The 18,435-nt window shown below is 35.2% G+C and carries 16 protein-coding genes and 1 riboswitch; of the genes, 6 read left to right on the top strand and 10 right to left on the bottom strand.

Going from position 1 to position 18,435, the window contains the following annotated elements; genetic code table 11:
* Positions 1-169 precede the first annotated feature (169 nt).
* The 3 genes from VBZ51_RS11255 (at position 170) to VBZ51_RS11245 (ending at position 4,166) form a co-directional block, all read left to right on the top strand.
* Positions 170-1,381: a patatin-like phospholipase family protein gene (locus VBZ51_RS11255; protein WP_416576986.1), complete on the top strand. Its 1,212-nt coding sequence runs from the start codon at positions 170-172 to the stop codon at positions 1,379-1,381.
* Positions 1,382-1,484: 103 nt separating this feature from the next.
* A complete protein-coding gene (locus VBZ51_RS11250; RefSeq protein ID WP_416576985.1) occupies positions 1,485-2,801 on the top strand; it encodes a DEAD/DEAH box helicase in 1,317 nt (438 codons plus the stop codon).
* A 9-nt stretch (positions 2,802-2,810) separates the two neighbouring features.
* Positions 2,811-4,166, top strand: coding sequence for an aminopeptidase P N-terminal domain-containing protein (locus VBZ51_RS11245; protein WP_416576984.1), 1,356 nt, complete (start codon positions 2,811-2,813; stop codon positions 4,164-4,166).
* Between the two features lie 67 nt (positions 4,167-4,233).
* On the opposite strand, the gene VBZ51_RS11240 is transcribed toward VBZ51_RS11245, so the two are convergent.
* Positions 4,234-5,529 (bottom strand): Na+/H+ antiporter NhaC family protein, encoded by a 1,296-nt coding sequence (locus tag VBZ51_RS11240; protein ID WP_074673945.1) that lies wholly within the window; start codon positions 5,527-5,529, stop codon positions 4,234-4,236.
* Positions 5,530-5,580: 51 nt separating this feature from the next.
* Positions 5,581-5,677, bottom strand: a riboswitch (SAM-I-IV-variant riboswitch).
* 292 nt (positions 5,678-5,969) lie between these two features.
* On the opposite strand from VBZ51_RS11240, the gene VBZ51_RS11235 reads away from it, so the two are divergent.
* The 3 genes from VBZ51_RS11235 (at position 5,970) to VBZ51_RS11225 (ending at position 8,647) form a co-directional block, all read left to right on the top strand.
* A complete protein-coding gene (locus VBZ51_RS11235; protein WP_416576983.1) occupies positions 5,970-7,235 on the top strand; it encodes an arylsulfotransferase family protein in 1,266 nt (421 codons plus the stop codon).
* A 239-nt stretch (positions 7,236-7,474) separates the two neighbouring features.
* Entirely contained in the window at positions 7,475-8,218 is a 744-nt protein-coding gene (locus VBZ51_RS11230; RefSeq protein WP_416576982.1) for a hypothetical protein, read from the top strand.
* Positions 8,219-8,347: 129 nt separating this feature from the next.
* A complete protein-coding gene (locus tag VBZ51_RS11225) occupies positions 8,348-8,647 on the top strand; it encodes a hypothetical protein (protein ID WP_058102799.1) in 300 nt (99 codons plus the stop codon).
* Between the two features lie 121 nt (positions 8,648-8,768).
* Here the strand turns inward: VBZ51_RS11225 and VBZ51_RS11220 are convergent, their stop codons facing one another.
* The 9 genes from VBZ51_RS11220 to VBZ51_RS11180 all read right to left on the bottom strand — a co-directional run bounded on the left by VBZ51_RS11220 (position 8,769) and on the right by VBZ51_RS11180 (position 18,246).
* Positions 8,769-9,626 (bottom strand): outer membrane beta-barrel protein, encoded by an 858-nt coding sequence (locus tag VBZ51_RS11220; RefSeq protein WP_210707115.1) that lies wholly within the window; start codon positions 9,624-9,626, stop codon positions 8,769-8,771.
* Between the two features lie 255 nt (positions 9,627-9,881).
* Positions 9,882-10,874: a cytochrome-c peroxidase gene (locus VBZ51_RS11215; RefSeq protein ID WP_416576981.1), complete on the bottom strand. Its 993-nt coding sequence runs from the start codon at positions 10,872-10,874 to the stop codon at positions 9,882-9,884.
* A complete protein-coding gene (locus VBZ51_RS11210) occupies positions 10,808-11,092 on the bottom strand; it encodes a hypothetical protein (protein ID WP_416576980.1) in 285 nt (94 codons plus the stop codon). The genes VBZ51_RS11215 and VBZ51_RS11210 overlap by 67 nt, the downstream gene beginning before the upstream one ends.
* 150 nt (positions 11,093-11,242) lie before the next feature.
* The gene (locus VBZ51_RS11205; protein WP_416576979.1) at positions 11,243-12,697 is read right to left on the bottom strand and encodes a vanadium-dependent haloperoxidase; all 1,455 of its coding nucleotides are present in this window, start codon (positions 12,695-12,697) and stop codon (positions 11,243-11,245) included.
* A 170-nt stretch (positions 12,698-12,867) separates the two neighbouring features.
* Positions 12,868-15,369 carry a TonB-dependent receptor plug domain-containing protein gene (locus VBZ51_RS11200; RefSeq protein WP_416576978.1) on the bottom strand — a complete coding sequence of 834 codons (2,502 nt, stop codon included), beginning with the start codon at positions 15,367-15,369 and terminating at the stop codon, positions 12,868-12,870.
* A 23-nt stretch (positions 15,370-15,392) separates the two neighbouring features.
* The gene (locus VBZ51_RS11195) at positions 15,393-16,304 is read right to left on the bottom strand and encodes a FecR family protein (RefSeq protein WP_416576977.1); all 912 of its coding nucleotides are present in this window, start codon (positions 16,302-16,304) and stop codon (positions 15,393-15,395) included.
* 37 nt (positions 16,305-16,341) lie between these two features.
* Entirely contained in the window at positions 16,342-16,863 is a 522-nt protein-coding gene (locus VBZ51_RS11190; RefSeq protein ID WP_416576976.1) for an RNA polymerase sigma factor, read from the bottom strand.
* Positions 16,864-17,027: 164 nt separating this feature from the next.
* Positions 17,028-17,684 (bottom strand): hypothetical protein, encoded by a 657-nt coding sequence (locus tag VBZ51_RS11185; RefSeq protein WP_416576975.1) that lies wholly within the window; start codon positions 17,682-17,684, stop codon positions 17,028-17,030.
* 178 nt (positions 17,685-17,862) lie between these two features.
* Entirely contained in the window at positions 17,863-18,246 is a 384-nt protein-coding gene (locus VBZ51_RS11180) for a response regulator (protein ID WP_099192917.1), read from the bottom strand.
* Positions 18,247-18,435: the final 189 nt, after the last annotated feature.

Raw genomic sequence — 18,435 nt, 5'->3', positions numbered from 1 at the left:
TTCGCATAACTTTCAACTTAAATAAAAACAACAAAACCTCATAAATTCTAAGAACATCCTATAACGGCTCTATCTGATAATTCACTAACTTTAAGATGTCAAATAAAGGTAGTTCCCACGTCCTTTTCATTTACTACAACATCTAACCTTAGTAGGTATTCCATAACACATGTATAAAATTCTATCTTTAGATGGCGGCGGAAGTTGGGCAATAATTCAATTGCTTACCTTAAAAGATCGTTACGGAAATTTAAACGGTCACCAAATACTTAAAAAATTTGATTTAATTATTGCAAACTCAGGGGGCAGTATCGTGTTGGCGGCATTGGCAGAAAATTATACATTAGATAAGGCAATTGCCCTTTTTAAGGAGAAAAGAAACAGGGAGCTTATATTTCATAAAAATACTTTTAAAGACCGCTATTTTCCGGTGGATTATCTCGGACTCTTCAATGCAGGTTTCGGACCTAAATATAGTGCCAAAAGAAAAAAGGAAGCGTTTGAGAGCTTATTTCCAGAAATCGATGAAATACAAATGGATGGACTTCCAAAACTCATTGGAAAGGATTCACTTAAAATTGTTGTTGCAACATACGATGCACTGAACAATCGTGCAAAATTCTTCAAATCGTTCTCATCGAATTCCGAAGGAGATGATTCCGTTAGACTTACACAGGCCATAAACGCTTCATCTAACGCTCCCGTACAATATTTTGATTTTCCTGCACGCTTTAAGGCTAAGGGTAGCGATATATTCTATGAGCTTTGGGACGGAGCCTTAGGCGGATTCAACAATCCTATTTTAGCGGGAATCATTGAAGCATACAAGCTTGGTGTTGACCTTAAGACCATTCGTGTAATTTCTCTTGGCACCAGCAATTCCTTAATGTCAGCAGATTCTAAAAGGGACTTTTGGAACTGGAAACAAATTGCGCTTCAATTCAGAAGAAAGAAATTCCATTTTTCAAAATGGAAACCTCAATTTAATTTTTTTAAAGAAACGGTACTGCACCAAGCTAAAACCATATTATATCAACCGCCAGACACCGCCAATTACATTGCTATGATGTTCTTAAAAGCTGCAACGGGCAATAAACCCAATGAGCAGATTATTAGATTATCTCCTTTAATACATTATGATAGCCATAGTTCTGAAGAAATTATTCCATTGATCCAACAGCTCTATAAAATGGATATGGACTTAACTACAGATGAAGAAATCGATAAATTAATAAAGTGTTTTATTGGTTGGAAAAACGGACTGATCTATAATCAGCCTATTGAATTTAGAGTAGAACGTAGTAATGACCTTCTGTTCTTACAGGGCGATAAATGGTACAAAGAAGGTATGGATAGGTGGATTACTTGGGAACAAATATAAATAAGTGATCATATCTTCTAATTAATATGAATTTACAAAATCGTTTCCACCGATTATATCCGCCCCTAGCCAAAGTGTACCTATCTTTGTTTAAAATCATTTTATGCCAAGCCAATTTTCAGATTTAGGAATTTCTACGGATTTACAAAAAAGTCTAGATGAATTACAGATAACCGAACCCACCACTATTCAGAAGAAATGCATTCCTATAATTTTGGACAAAAAGGATGACCTTGTTGCCTTAGCAAAAACAGGAACTGGAAAAACCGCTGCTTTTGGTCTACCATTATTGCAATTGATAAACAGCAAAAGTACAGCTGTACAAGCTGTTATTTTAGCACCAACAAGAGAATTGGCACAACAGATTCATGCCAACTTAATATCGTATACATCAAATAATACTGATATTTCCATTGCTGCTTTATGTGGTGGTATTCCCATTAAACCTCAAATAGAGGTACTTAAAACTCCTACCCAAATTATTGTCGCTACACCTGGTAGATTAGTTGATTTAGTAAAACGCGAAGCTTTAGATATTACTAAACTGAAGTATTTGGTTTTAGATGAGGCCGATGAAATGGTAACTGCATTAAAAGACGATTTAGATACCATTATTGCTAGCATACCTAAAGCTAGACGCACTTTTCTATTCACTGCAACCATGTCCGGTGCCATTAAACAAATGGTGCAAAATTATATGTCCAAACATGTGGTGCATATTGAAGCTGATATGTCTACCCTTGGTCATATAGGCATTGATCATAAATATTTAGTTGTGGAGCCCATTGAAAAACTAGATGTATTAACACATTTTTTGAATTCAAAAGAGGGGCAAAGCGGAATCATATTTTGTAAGACCAAGGCCGCCGTAAACAAACTGGCAAAAAAATTGGCTATAAATAAATTTTCTTCGGGAGCGTTGCACGGTAGTCTATCTCAACCTATTAGAGATCGCATTATGGGGCAATTTAGAGAGGGACACATTAAAATTCTTGTGGCTACCGATTTGGCTGCCAGAGGTATAGACGTTAAAGAATTGGGTTACGTAGTAAATTATCATTTGCCAGACACCTACGATGCTTATGTGCATAGAAGTGGACGTACGGCCAGAGCAGGGGCAAAGGGACTTTCTTTGACCATTTTACAAAAAGAGGAGGTTGCAGAAGTTTTCGATTTTGAGAAAGAATTGGGTATTTCTTTTTCTAAATATCAAAAAGCGGACGCCAAAAGTATTGAAGAGAACAACACTTTATTATGGGCCAAGAAAATATTTAAAACAAAACCGAACAGAGAAATTTCAGATGAACTTAGAACGAAAGTTAAAACGGTATTTCACCATTTGACTAAAGATGAACTCGTTGAGAAAATTTTGGCACATTACCTAGCTGAGCACAGCACTTCTGATAACCAATCTAAGTAAAAGTAGAAAATGAAAGTAATTTTAACATGTTTAGTATCAATTTTAGCTATGGTGGTTGTAAATGGTCAAACACCGGTGCAATCTTATTTTGAGTGGACTAATTTACCTTTTACAAAAGAAGAATTAAACACTAGACGAGAAAATCTGATGACTGAATTAGCCCAATTAAATAAAAAGGGGCTAGTATTAATTCCCGCGAAAGACGGATTTTCATTTGGTGAAACATTTAGGCAAACAGATGATTTTTATTACTTTACCGGTTTAGAATTGCCAAATGCCATTTTAGTTTTGAACTTGAATAATCAAAAAGTTATTATCTATACACCAGAACAGGATATCAGGTTTGAAAACAGTTCTAGAAAAAATGATTTTCCCGGAAGACCTCTATTATATGACAATAGTATCATAAACAGAACAGGTATCCCACTCGCTTCCATAGAAGATTTTACCAATCTGTTGAATTTAGAAAACTCCAATAAATCTAAAATATTAATCAATAACGGTAGACCTGGTGAAGTAAAATTTGCACCCAATGACTACATAGCTACCTATTCTCCTGTTCAAGTTCTTTTAGAGGCAATCAAAAAGAGACATACAGATTTAAGTTTTGAAAATATCTACGAAGCAATTGCCAAAGTACGTATGATAAAATCTGAAAATGAAGTAAAAATCTTAAAACAGGCGGCAAATATAACAGTTAAAGGTATTAAAGAGGCAGCAAAAGCTATAAAACCAGGAATAGACGAACGTTATTTAGAAGGCGTTTTAGAAGGCGATTTCAAGAAAAATGGTTCACAAAGGCTAGCCTTTGGGTCCATCATAAAATCCGGACCAAATTCTCATTGGCCCTGGAGAATTTTAGCAACACATTATAATCGGAGAAACCGTATTATGCAAAATGGAGATCTTGTTATTTTTGATGTAGGGTGCGAATATGAACAATACGTAAGTGATATAGGAAGAACATTTCCGGTTTCTGGTAAATTCACAAATGAACAAAAAGAGATTCTGATGATGGAAACCAAAATTGCTGATGAAATTATTAAGTTTTTAAAACCAGGAATAACCTTTAAGGATGTGCAGAAATTCACCAATACCATTATTCCTGAACACTCAAAAAAATATATGCAAGTAGGTTTGTTTTTTGGTCACCATTTAGGCTTATCAACAGGCGATCCAAACTTATCGAATGCACTTTTAAAACCAGGCATGGTATTTACTGTAGAGCCGTGGTATTATAATCATGATAACAATATTTCAGTATTTACAGAAGATATGATATTAATCACGGAAGATGGTTGTGAAGTGTTAAGTTCGGACTTACCTAGAACACCTGAAGATTTAGAGAATTTGATGAAAAGTTAATCGCTACATTTTATTATACCTTATTTAAATGCTATTGAGAATGTTTTTTAATATTCCTGTAGGCTATTTACTTTTTAGATTTTAATCCTACAAACAACACAGTAGACACCAATAATAACAAAAGGTACCAAGTATTACCTACAAGGTCCAAATAAGTTATACTACCCTTTGCAAAGCTCAAAATCATAAGTACTTGAGCTCCATAAGGCAATAACCCTTGAGTTATACAAGCAAAAACATCTAAGATAGATGCTGTCTGTTTGTTCTCTAAAGCATACTCATCATTAATAGATTTAGCAATGGGTCCAGATATAATTATGGAGACCGTATTGTTCGCAATTGCCATATTAATAGTTGATACCAATGTTGCAATACCAAACTGTGCCGACTTCTTACTTTTTACAAAAGTTTTAATTTTTAATAGTATAAACGCTATACCGCCATTGTACGTCACCAAAGCGGCCAAACCACCCGTTAATAATGATAAAAGAAATATCTCCGTCATATTGGTAAAGCCTGTATATGATATTCTTGTAAATTCCAACACGGTGAAATCACCATAAAAGACACCTAAGATTCCAGCCGAAATTGCGCCCAATACAAGCGTCACAAAAACGTTCACACCTATTACTGAAAGTATAATTACAATTAAATAAGGCAAAATTTTAAGAATGGAATAATGATACTCTTCCATTTCCATTCCTACGGTATTCATGGTTAGACCTTCATACATTAAAATGGCCATACTTATAATGGCAGCAGGTACAGCTATTTTGATATTCGCCTTGAACTTATCACTCATTTTTACGTTCAGTGATTGTGTAGCAGCAATGGTGGTATCTGAAATTACCGATAGATTATCACCGAACATGGAACCTCCTAACAAGGCACCGCACAAAATACCCAGCGAAAAATTACCAGTATCCGCAAAACCAATTACAATTGGAGCCAGCGCTACTATAGCCCCTACAGAGGTACCCGTAGAAATAGACAAAAATGCAGCAATTACAAACACACCTACATATATATAGTGTCCGCTGATAACATCCAGACCTAAATGAACAATAGCATCTACACTGCCCATAGCTTTGGTTGTCGCTGCAAATGCTCCTGCCAATAAGTATATAAGACACATGGTCAAAATTTTATCATTACCGCACCCTTCTAAAAGAATGGCAATTTTCTCCTTCATAGATTGCTTAAACATGAGAAATGCTACCAGTATACCAGCAATTACGGCAATAGGAGCGGGTAGGGCATAAAAATCATTTTGAAAAATGCCTACGCCTAGAAATATTGCAATGAATATTAAAAATGGAATAAGTGCCTTTGCATTGGCTGTTACAGCTTTTACTTGAGTCATATATGGTTATTTGTAGAATCACGTTTAGAGCTATAGCAAATACAAGAGGAAGGATTTAACGTTTTTTCCAAGGTATTGGCTTATCGCTTTTAGCACCTTGCTCGTTATTGCAGGTTGCTATCTCTATTTGAGATTCTTGATAATTTAAGGGCGCAAAATTAATAAACCATCAGTACATAAAATCAAAAATTATACTAATTATATCTTAATTTAAACCGTTTCGACCAATTACAGAAAATGCCATTTTAAGATGACAAAAGGCTAAAAAATTTCACTTATACAATAGGGGCTTTTACTGAATTATACGCTCCATTCGCTGAGAAGCTTCATTCTCATTTAAACTTCGAACTACATTTAAAATCTAAACGGAGACTGGTATCTATACCTACTTAGATGCTTAAACCGTATAACAACCCTAAAAATTAAAATCGATGAGAAAAATGAATCTTAACTTAGGAACAACTGCATTATTTGTATGCCTGCTTTTCTTAACCTCTTGCAGTAATGATTCCGATGATGTTTCAATCACCGAAGAAGAAACAACAGATGATACTAGCGACACCAATGAGGCAAGTAGTACTGTGGACAGTGACTCCTATATTTTAGCCGTTGCACCAGACAATGGGGTATATTTAATTGATCATGATGGTAATACTTTATTTGATTGGGATTTCAATGGTGACCAATTGGGTAATGATGCCATGCTTCAATCTGATGGCAGCTTGGTAGCTACGATAAAAGCTGATAATCCACAGATAACCTTTGGTGGTTATGGTGGCGGATTTAGAAAAATAAACGCAGACCAATCCATTGAATGGGAAGTGGACTATTCTACTAGTACCTACATCTCACATCATGATGTAAATTACTTATCGAACGGAAATATCATATTTCCCGTATGGGAAGAAGTAAGTGCTGCAGATGCTGCCGAGATGGGATTTTCGGGTAATTTTAATATTTACCCTGAAGCTATTATTGAAATGAATCCTTTAACCCAAGAAATAGTTTGGGAGTGGCATGCTACAGACCATATTGTTCAAGATTATGATGAAAGCAAATTGAACTTTGGTGTCGTGGCCGATGTTCCCAACCTTATTGACATCAATTATAATAATGATCAAACTGATGGTGACATTATGCATGTAAACGGTATAACCCTAGATGAAACGAACGACCTTTTATACATGACCGTTAACTTTTATAGCGAGGTTTGGGTTATTGATCATAGCACCTCAACAGAAGAGGCTGCCACCAATACCGGCGGAAACTATAATTTAGGTGGTGACCTGGTTTACCGTTTTGGAAACCCCCTTACTTATGACAATGTTGGTGATGTTACCATGAACAGGGTACATTATCCTAATCTTTTTGATGATAATAAGATGTTGGTATTTGTAAATAACAAATACGATAACCAGTCTGCAGTAGCAGAATACCAATTGAGTCCGCCTTATGAACTGGTAGCCGGTCAAGATAATGAGCCTGAATTAATATGGGAATTCACAGATACCGATTTATATAGTAATGGTTTAGGCAGTGGGGTTAGAATGAGCAATGGCAACACCCTTATCTGCGAAGGCACAGGTGCTATTTGGGAAGTTAATAGCGACGGAGATGTGCTGTGGAGATTTACAAATTACAATAGACCGTGGCGTGCGTATGCATTTACAAAAGACGACGATGCAATAACCGCATTAGGTCTATAATTAAAGATAGTTTTTTTGATTGATTGATTGATGACGAAGGGCTCCAATAGCAATATTGGAGCTTTTCTATTTTTAAAATTCATCTACATGATGAAATATAAGCAACTAGCATTGTTCAAATATGTAACCGGTAAAGGTTCAGGCATTCGCTTTAAATCTTATGGCATACACTTAAAATTCCTCTTAAGTCTTTGTTTTATCAATAGGTTTACCATTCCAAAATTACTAAGATCAAAAAAATGAAAATATATACTACGCTATTATTGTTATTTGGTTGGGCAATTGGGCAAGCTCAAAATACAGAGGATAATATTACTTATCAAAGCATTATAGACGCAGAACATATTATGGTCCAATTAAGTACAGCAGACCAAGCTACTATGATGTCTATGTTGCACCAGGGCTTTTACGTGTATTTTGATGTTAAAGGAAAAAAGAAGAAAAATGTTTCCATTCAATATCCAATCAATATTACTCCGCCAGAACGTCCAGAACGAAATGAAAGAGATAGCAATACTCGTAAAAAAACGGATGAACAAGAGCGGAAAGGACCGGACATGAACAAGCTATTGGAAGAAATGCCCAGAACGGCACGCTTTATTAATTTTGACCATGAAGAAGAATTTCATTTAGACCTAAACAATCTAGGTGTTACCATAAACTACAACTTTGACGAAGCTTCAAAAGAACTTCATTATCACTTAAAAATACCAAAAAATAGCATTGCTGATAATAACACCAAACTATCCAAATTATCCATTGGTATTGTGACTCCAAAAACTAAATCAGAAACAAAAACTGTGGGCTCAAATGTTAGTTTTGGTGCTGGAGGTCAAGGTGGTGGACCTGGAGGTGGCAGAGGTGGTCAAGGTGGTGGTCCTGGCGGTGGAGGTAGAGGAGGTTCTCAAGGAACACCACCACAAGATCAGCGACCAGAAGAAGTCTCCATTAATATTTGGTTTAAGGCCGATGCCAACAATTAAGTATTACAAAATTTTTCATCTATTGATTCTATAGATACGTAGTAATAATTACACTATTGGTATATATTGTTTTCACTTACTAAGAGGTAAATATACTTTTGTAACACATAAATATTAAAACACATAACCATGAAAAAAGTAATTGCAACGTTTATCATTATTGCTTCAATAACCAGTTGTAACAGTGTAAAGAACATGAACACCTCATCTATGTCCGATGCTGCTACATTATTAAGCTCACTAAGTTCTAATTCTACGGTACAGCAGGTGGCGAGCTTATTTAGCCTATTGGATACCAACAATGATCAAGCTATTAGCTCAACTGAAGCTATTGGCGAAGTTTCTGAAAATTTTGATGTATTGGACACTGATAATAACGCTAGCCTTAATTTAACCGAATTGGAAGGTATACTTGGTTTGTTAAAATAAAACCTTCCATATAAACGTATTCCCCCTAATACGTTTATTTTCATTTTGAGTTATTTGCTAAGAACCCCCTGTTTAAGATAAACAGGGGGTTCTTTTTTTGTAGAAGATTAATAATGAAAACTTAATTCGTTGCTTTATTAAATTTGTAAGTAATACCAATATTTAATCCAAAAGAAGAGTATGGTACTTTTTGGGACAGTTCTTTAGAAGTATCAGTATTGGTATTCGAGAGGTTATCTACGTACGTAGTAGTTCTATCTACACCTTCTGGCAAATTATCAATGGTATATAGCCCACTAACCGCTACAGTACCATCAGGTAGTTTTACATCTGTATTGAATTCGGATATTTCAGAATCTTTACGCTTTAAACTAATACCGTAATATTCAGCTTCTACAAACAGGCTAAAATTATCATCTAAATCATATTTATATCCAAGAGCTCCCACGAACCCTAAAGGAAAATGTCCATGAAAATCCTCTTTATAGTTCGTTTCGGAATAAGAGCCTTCCGGTACACCAAAAGCCTCGGCTTCGGCTTCAGAAAAAACAGATTTTTGATAAATGACACCTTCCGTTTTACCTCCCAATTTTAATAATGCTCCAAAACGTCCATATATATTATTGGTAAATTTATATACCACAGATGCGGAAGCACCAAATGCCCTTGCCCTTGCAACAGCATTCACTTCTGTATCCGGTAGACTAACAACAGAAATATCCTGGTCAGCACCATGCAAATAACCTACTCCAAGATCAAAACCGAAAGAGTCGTCAAAAAAATAGGTGCCTCTAAGTTGAAAGTTTGTGCCTTCTCCATAACTGCCATATGAGTTTTCTGTTTCCGTTGTCGTAATTCGTTCTCCCAATTTCATACCTGCACTTCCAACGGCATAACCAGAACTTGCCGAGACTTGCCATTGCCCATATGCCGTTGTGCTAAAAATTGCCAACACAGCTATTAACATTTTATACTTCATAATTCATTTTTTATGTATTAGATCAAGTAAATTTCATTCTAATCATTAAACCCAATTTTTCTTAAAAACCTAATAAATATTACGCTTAACACTTGCTAGAGTGCGTATAAAAGAGGTAGAATAAGAGTTTTAGTATTGAGCTTTTTTTAAATTGAACGCCAAATTTACATCAAACCAATAATACAGCTTAGCTTAAAAGATTTTTTAACTAATTATATTAATTTGAATTATAAACCTATTGAAATAAATGAATGGTTAATCCTCTATAAACGGATCGGCATATTTCTCATCAATGATAAACTCTGTATCGGTCAAGGTATGTAGAAAATCAACTAATGCTTGTTTGTCATTATCGGATAAGTTCAATCGGCGAACGTTATTACCTTGCGTAAGTCTATTATCCAAATTTGGGTTGTTCTGTACACCGCTATTGTAATGCTCAATAACCTCTTCAAGAGTTTCAAATCTACCATCGTGCATGTAAGGTCCTGTTAAAGCAATGTTTCTTAAAGATGGCACTTTAAATTCACCCAAATCATTATTATTACCGGTTATACCGCCCACGCCCGGATCTGTAATAGTAGCATCTAGCCCGTTGTTTCTAGCAGCATCACCCACAAAAACATTGGTAGCATGACAATCAAAACATCTGGTCTGGTTGCTCATAAAAAGTTGCTTACCTCTATTTTCTGAATTTGTAAAATTTGGAAAGTTGTCATCTATATCGTTTACTTGTGCCAAACCTTCATCAAATTTAGATTCATATGAAACCATAGAACGTATAAATTGAGATAATGCCAATGCTATACGCTCACTGGTAACATTGTCATCACCGAAGGCATTAGTGAATAAAGCTTCATAATAATCTACGACCGACAGTTTTGCTTCCAATTCAGGCAAAGTTAGTCCCATTTCCAAAAGGTCTTGAATTGGAACCAATGTTTGCTCTTCTAGACTAGCCGCTCTTTCATCCCAAAAAAATCTTCCATTTTCATAAAACCTGGCATTTGCCAGCCCCATTGAATTTCTTGAAGTTAATTCACCATTAAACCCTGTACTTAAGGCAGTAGGATCAGAAAAACCATGTTCTTGAATATGGCAAGACGCGCAAGAAATAGTATTGTTCCTAGATAAATTAGTATCATAGAACAACACCCTGCCTAAAGTTGCTCCGTTATCTGTTATTTCGTTATTGTTAGGGGTATTATCTTCATTTCTAACATCATTATCCAAGAAAAAATCTGGCAAAAGTATATTGGCATAATTGAAAGGAGAATCGGCAAGGCTAATATAGATGAATCAATGGTAAGGTCATTAGTATTTTCTTCATTATCATCAACAACCGTATCATTATTTTCATCATTGACCAATAGTTGTTCTTCTTCGGTTATATCTATATACTCATCTTTACTACACGAACTTAAAATAATCACTAGTAAGCAAATTGGGACAAAACACTTTTTCATATTACATTGTTTTTTAAAAGATTGATAAAAATTAAAAAGTAGTTTTCTGTCATGGAGGTCAAATAAATTAGGGTAGGGTAACGGTAGAAATATGGTATTGCAAAAGCTTCGCCATTACTGGCGAAACTTCTACAATCCAAGGGTTAAGAATTAAAAATTAGGGGATAAACTAAAGTTGTTCACTGCGGCTGAAATCTCATAACCTAAACGAGCGCCTTCATCGCTATCAGCTTGTATATGTACACCCAATGGTATCCTAGAATATCCATTTTCTTCGGCCATTTCCGTAAAAGAACTGAACCTTCTAGGGGTGCCATCAAAATCTGATCTTCCGGCATGGGTTCTATCGGTAAAGTTAATGGCGTCTCCCCCAAATATGTCTATAAAAACTCCCGATGCCGCCGCTGCAAATGTAGCATGCCCTGACGGGTAAGCCGGAAAAGCTGGATTGGGGCTGGAAATGAATCGTGCTAAATTTGTTTGAAAATCATCGTTGATGTACTCCAGAATAAATCTACTTGGTCTTTCTGAATTATAGGTGTATTTATCATCCCAAGCAGAAACCGCAGCATCATTAGTTGCAAAACCAAGCTTCAGCAACAACTCCAATGCTTGTTCAAAATCCAAGTCTTCCTGTTCAATTAATTGATTGGCAATGGAAAACTGCCTACCAGGAGGACTCATCATTAACCCTTCTACATCATCTGACCAAAATTCGGCTATCCAAAGATCTTCGTTATCTGATAACCTAGCGGTTGTAGCAGAAATCTCAACTTCTTCCATTTGCTCATAATAGCCACTATTTCTATTAGTGTTGTGGGAAAATGGCGGCGGTGTGCTAGAGGTCTGTTCCGGACTGATCACAAATGTTCTTACCCTGTTCCAATAAGGAAACCACGCACTTTCTCCTTCAGATGCCGCCCATAAGCCTTCACCAACAGGTGCTACATATGATGCAGGATTAGGATCTAACTGTTGAGATTCTGCTTCGGTATCGGTTTGGCTATAGGCAATTACACTTTCTGCGACCAAAGTCCCCCATGCTATGGAATTCTCAATTTCTTCTTGTGAAAGTTCTTCCGTTAGTTCATCTGCCAACTCATCCTCTAAAGTTGCAATACCCGTTTTTGCATTATTGGAAACACTGAACATAAAATGGTCCATTACCAAGGCATAACATGTGTTAAGTGCCAAATTTCTATCTACGTTATTTGCTCTTTCATCTAAATCAAGATTAAAGCCCTGTAATTGACCTTGTGTAGATCCATAACCATCCATATCCGCTACGGCAGTTTCGTACCCGGCCAAATGAATGTAGGCTAAAGCTCTTGCTGTAGTATTAGGTCTTAAGCCATCAGTATATCTATCCAAAACCAGCCAAAGATCATTCCAATCCACAATTAATTGCACAGTCTCCTCAGATGGGTTCAAGCCATTGTTACGGTTATTTTGCCTTCTAGCGGTCAAAGAGTCTTGGGCCACTGTTTCAAAATCATCTGTGTCCGTTTCACTAATTTCAAGTACGTCTAACTCATCTTTTGCACAAGCCTGTAGTAGGATCACCGATAGGATAATCAACACCCATCTTAAATTATAATTTCTCATAAATTTCTGTATTAAAGGTTAATGTTTAACTGAAGGCCTTTTGTGCCTTTCCCTTAATACGCTGAGGTAGTACATATACCCAACCCTCTTTTTGAAAAAAAAATAAAATCTATTGATTTACTACCTAATTAATGGAAAAACCCAAGTAGTATTTGAAGTATAATTAGTTATTAAAAATGTATGCTGAACTGTAGGTTGGGGGCAAAACCAATAGTTTTACGATAAGGTTCATCTACTGGTGGTTCATTTTGAAAAATATTGACAATATTGTCCTGATCAAATAAATTAACGATTGACAAGCCCACAATTCCTTTCCAACTTTTCTTAGTGTTCGTAAAGCCATACGTGGCAGAAACATCAAATTGATGCATACTTGGAAAACGTTCTGTATACGCTATATCCAAACTATTTTGTGAGGTATTGCCATCTTCATCAAAATCTGGAACAACTACCGGCATACCTGAAAAGTAACCCCAGGTCACCGCCAAATTAAAAGGATCTAAGTGCCATAAACCCGTAACGTGTAAGATATGGCGTTGGTCAAAAAAAATGGGTGAATCGGTATCAAATTCGGTATCTACCTCACTTAATGAATAACTGAATAACGATTCAAAATTATTCCAACGCTTTTTTATAAATAGATCAGCCCCAACACTTGTTAACTTTCCTTCTTCAAGTATACTGGTATTAGTTTGCACGGTTACGTTTTTCGTATTTCTACTGTACAATTCTACATCAAACAGCCAGCCCGATCTATTGTATAAAGCTCCTATCATGGCTTGGTAGCCCTCTAAAACGGATGTAGTTGCATCTGGCAGATACCAAAATTGAGATTGATCATTAAAATCATCAAAATCGTCACGTAGTTTTTTTTGAATAAATTGATGTGAACGACCGGCAGATGTTTTTAAATACAATGCATCACTAAGACTTATATTTACTGATAATCTGGGATCCGCATAAAATCTTTTATTGGGTTCAAAATAGTCTGCATGCATGCCTAAATTGGCCGTCACTTTATCATTCCAGTTTTTATTGTATGAAATGAAAGTACTATGGGTCAATGCATTTTGATCCCTACGACTGTCAACACTATTTTCATCATTTCGCTGATCAAACCGTAAATTATAATCGGTAAGGGTGTACCCCGTTTCTAAAGTAGTATTCTCGTTCAACTGTAGCTGAACTTCACTAATAAACCGAGTATCGTTTATTGTATTGGAATATTTTTCAAAACTTGAGCGTACATCTGCAGAAAAGCCCTCACTTTTATTATCAATATACAATGACGATGTACTTACTCTTGCCTGTGCACTTAATCTGTCCAAAAATGTACCTTCCCATTTTATAGTCATTCCCCAATTATCCAAATATAAATCCCTGAAATCCCTGTTATCTTTATCATCCGAATCCTCTAAAACTGCAGACAATCTATTCTGTATATTTATATAACTAATTGTTGCTTTATGATTCTCATTGATATCATAAATCAATTTTGAATTTATATCATAAAAGCCAACTTTAAAATAATCACTATTTACATCGTTGGTAACAGATTCTAAGCGGCTGCCTTGAAAATTTAAATTTGAAAAAGCCCTTAATTTAGGTGAGTTAACTCCTGGGTAGTTTGATCTACCAGCCACATAAAGCGCAAGTTTATCTTTTACCAAAGGTACTTCTGCCGTTGCGCCAGCATAAACCGTATTCGCTTGAACGGTATATGAAGTTGAATCTGGCACCTTGTTTTTTGTGGTCATGTGAATAAGTCCGCCAACACGACCTCCCCATTTGGCAGAAAGCGTATTTCTTTGAATCTCAATTTCACTTATAGTAGTTGGGTTATACGGTGCGATAGCTCCAAAAAAATGTCCATTATGGTATATTGGGATATCATCAATTTCAATAAGGGACTGATCAAAGGTATTGCCCCTAAAATTTAAACTACCTGGCTTACCGCTAGGGGTGTGTACACCAGGTATATTCTTAACTACATTAAAAACATCTCCGTCCGTTTCACCCGCAAGCAAACCCAAAGATTCCATGTTTATTTGAAACGTATTATCGCTAATTTTAGCGTTGACCCCCCTGGTCAAATAATCTGTTATCTGAACCTCATTTAAATGAATCATTGCGTGTTGTAGTCGCAATGGAGATTTTAGTTCATTTAAATCCATAGCTTTCATATGTATGGTATTATAAAAAGCCGAATGGATATGAACGGAATCTAATGGAAATAAATTCTTAATGGTATAAGTAGATTTTATAGGGTATAAAAACCGTTCTTCTCCAGAATTTATCCGAATAGTAACATTACTTACAAATTCTTCAGTTTCTGAATCTACTACCGTAAATGTTACATTTTGCCTAACTGGAATAATCATAAAGGAATTGGTCCCGTTCTCTACAAATTTGACAGGAGCTATTTCTTTAATAGCATTTATGCAATGAATTAAATTATCACATTTAAAATTAGAGGGTAGAACTACTGGGGCTAAAAGGGTATGGTTATAAGTAAAATCTACATTGTAAACATCTTTGAGTTGCTCTAAACGATCAACCAACTTTAAAGCAGGTTCATTTTGTGAATATGTTGAATGATGATAAAATATACAGAAGAAAATACTAAGGAGAACCGTTATTATTGCACTCTTTTTCTGTTTATAACTTATCATACTAGGTTTTAACTGATTCAATGTTATTCAAAAATAACCTTATTACGGTCTTTAATCCGGTATTCAATCTCCATAGTGGTAAAAATAGTGGTAAGGGTATGTTGCAAATCTTTATGTTCTATTGTTCCTGTAAATTGTAATGACTCATAAGCTTTGGGAAGATCTATTTCCACATTATAATATCGTTTAACATCAGCAATTACATTCTTTAGCGGTGTTTTTTCGTAATTGCTAATACCGCTCATCCAATCTGGACGAGACAATTGATGGGTTGTTAATTGGAGTTCTCCATTATGCAGTGTTACGCTTTGACCCATGGTTATTATTTTGTCATTTTCTTGGTATGAAACTTTTATTTTACCTTCATAACAATACACTTTAAATTGATCGTTTTGTGTATTGATATTGAATTGTGTTCCTAAAACCGAAACTTGTGCTGTAGGTGTATTGACCACAAATGGTGACCCACTGGTCACCTTAAAGTAAGCTTGCCCTTTAAGTGTAACAAGCCTACTTTCTTCCCATTTGTTTTCATTATACGTAATACTAGAACCAGCATCAATTGCTACCTGAGAACCCAATGGCAAGTCTATTGTTTTATTTTCTGCAATTTCGGTTGTGATGGTAGTTGCCCCAGTAGACATAAAATACCAAACGATGCTACATGTAAATAGTACGGCCAAACCTGCGGCAATACCCAACCAATTTTTATTTGTAGATTTTTTGATCGGTACAACCGTAGCATTCGCTTCTTTTAATCTGGACAAACCCGCATTTGCATTAAATGGTTTAACTTTCCAAGTATCAATATCATCTATAACCGTTTTGAGCGCATCTAATTCACCCGATGCTTTCAGTTGTTCTTTCTCCTCGTCACTTAAACGATCATCGATCCAACGGGCAATTAAATTATTATCTTCTAAATGCTTGCTCATACCAGTAATACGTTTGAAAAACTATTTAACCAACCCGTTAAATTGAAAAATCTTTAATTTCTGAAATATTGTTCAATTTTATCAATGCTTTTGAAATGCGTTTCTCAATTGCTGTTTCACTAACTTCTAATCTTAATGCAATTTCTTTATAGGTTAATTTATCTATCCTGTTCATTAAAAAAGCTTCTCTTTGCTTTTCTGGCAGATTAGATATAACAGTTTCAAGCTTTAACCTAAACTCTTTGGTTCTAAGTTTAAAATAAGGATCTTCATTCTCTTGTTCAAGCACTAAACCCCTTTCAAATTTTAATGCTACTTTTTTATTACGGAGCGTATCTATCATAAGGTTTCTTGCCATTTTATATAAAAAACCAGCTACCTTATCGTAAAGTACGGCACCACATTTAGACCACAATTTCACGAATGAATCATGCACAATATCCTCTGCACGTTGCATATCCCCAAATTTGTAATACAAGTAATTACGTAAACTTTCTGCATGGGTTCTATACACTTGATTGTAAACCTGCTCTTCACAAATAGATGGTTCTTGCCCCATTGATCTAAATTAATTCCTTTATCTATAATAATCCGTACTACTATATTTAACAGCCTTTATAGCTTAAGATGCAATATACTATAAAAATAAAAGCCTATAGATTACTATAGGCTTTGATATATTCATGGTTGACTATTTTGACAATGCTCAAGGAGCGTATTTAATTACTTACTACAGTTTTGATTATAATACAGGACAATAGCTGCTAATTCTGCTCCTTTACCATATTCATCATCTTTAAAGTCCCCATTGTTCATTTTATCTATGAGTGCTTTGCAGTCTCCTATTTGCTTCTTCACCTTTTTCTTGTATCCTATCCAGTCTACATCGCCGACAACTAGCCTATATACCTGTTCAAGATCCGAACCTGACTTTTTAATGAAGTATTTAATAATAGTACCTCTGGTACTTGGTCCTCTTACAACTCTTCTTGATACTTGTTTTGTTTGACTAGCGGTTAAGTTTCCACTTTGTACATAATAGGTATCGTAATCAGTTTGTATACTACCATAATTGGTTTGAATATTTTTGGCCAAAAGCATCGTACTGCCATAAACCATAACTTGATATTCCTCTAATTTTTTAGATTTTGCGGAGGTTCTAAAATATTCAATGTCACCTGTCTTTATATGCTCAATTTCTTCATGTGCAATTTTAGCAGTTTCTGAACCTTCTGCTGTAAATAGAATCTTACTACCCTTATTTTCTACTATACCCTCTTTAACATCTCCATTTTTAAAGGTCACTGTACCTTTGTGTTGTGCTGATAAATTTGATAGTATTAAAAATAATGCTACTAATGATAAAGTTTTGAAATTCATTTGTTAATGGTTTAAGAATTTTAGAAATTCTATAACGCACTACAAATAAATTAATTACATACAACTCAATCTTTGAAGAATCTTTGTCAAGTTCAAATACAATTGTTACAAACAAGTACTTGTATAGAATCTTCTGCAAAAAACAGGTATAACCAGATATTTATAGTTACACGACAACCTATTTATAATTACTTACTTTTTCGCCAAACATGTGGCTATAAACCTCATCAATTGCATTATGAATATCTGATTTTGTAAAAGGTTTTGCTACAAAATCTATACAACCAAGCTCTTTTGCCACTACTTCAAATTCTTGTTTGGTTGAGGTAGATATAAATGGTAATCTATCACTGAACATTTCTAAAAATGAGAGTCCGTTCATACCAGGCATTTCTATATCTGAAATTACAAACTGAGGTTTGTTGATTTGTATATGTACCCATGCATCATAAGAATCTTCAAAAGTGGTTATCTTACCTACTAAAGGGTGGGTTGTAGCCAACTTTTCAGCCAAGGACAACCAAAGATGAGAGTCATCTACAATAACTAGTTCGAGCTTCATACTTTTCGAGTTTAAAGAGGGAAAAGTATCCTATTGTCTCAAAATGAAAAATTAATTCGGTTGAACGGTTTAAAAAGGTCTTCAAATGTTGAAACAAGACATTGAAATCTCTCTTATTCATTACATTTATCTGTAAAAACAGGTGCTTAAAATATCCTGTTAAACCAGTGTTTACCACAAAAGTAGAAG

The organism is Maribacter sp. HS (genome assembly GCF_048059195.1).
GTDB classification, from domain to species: Bacteria; Bacteroidota; Bacteroidia; order Flavobacteriales; family Flavobacteriaceae; genus Maribacter; species Maribacter dokdonensis.
Note: the sequence above shows the minus strand (reverse complement) of the source record. Positions and strands in the feature narration are given on the sequence as shown.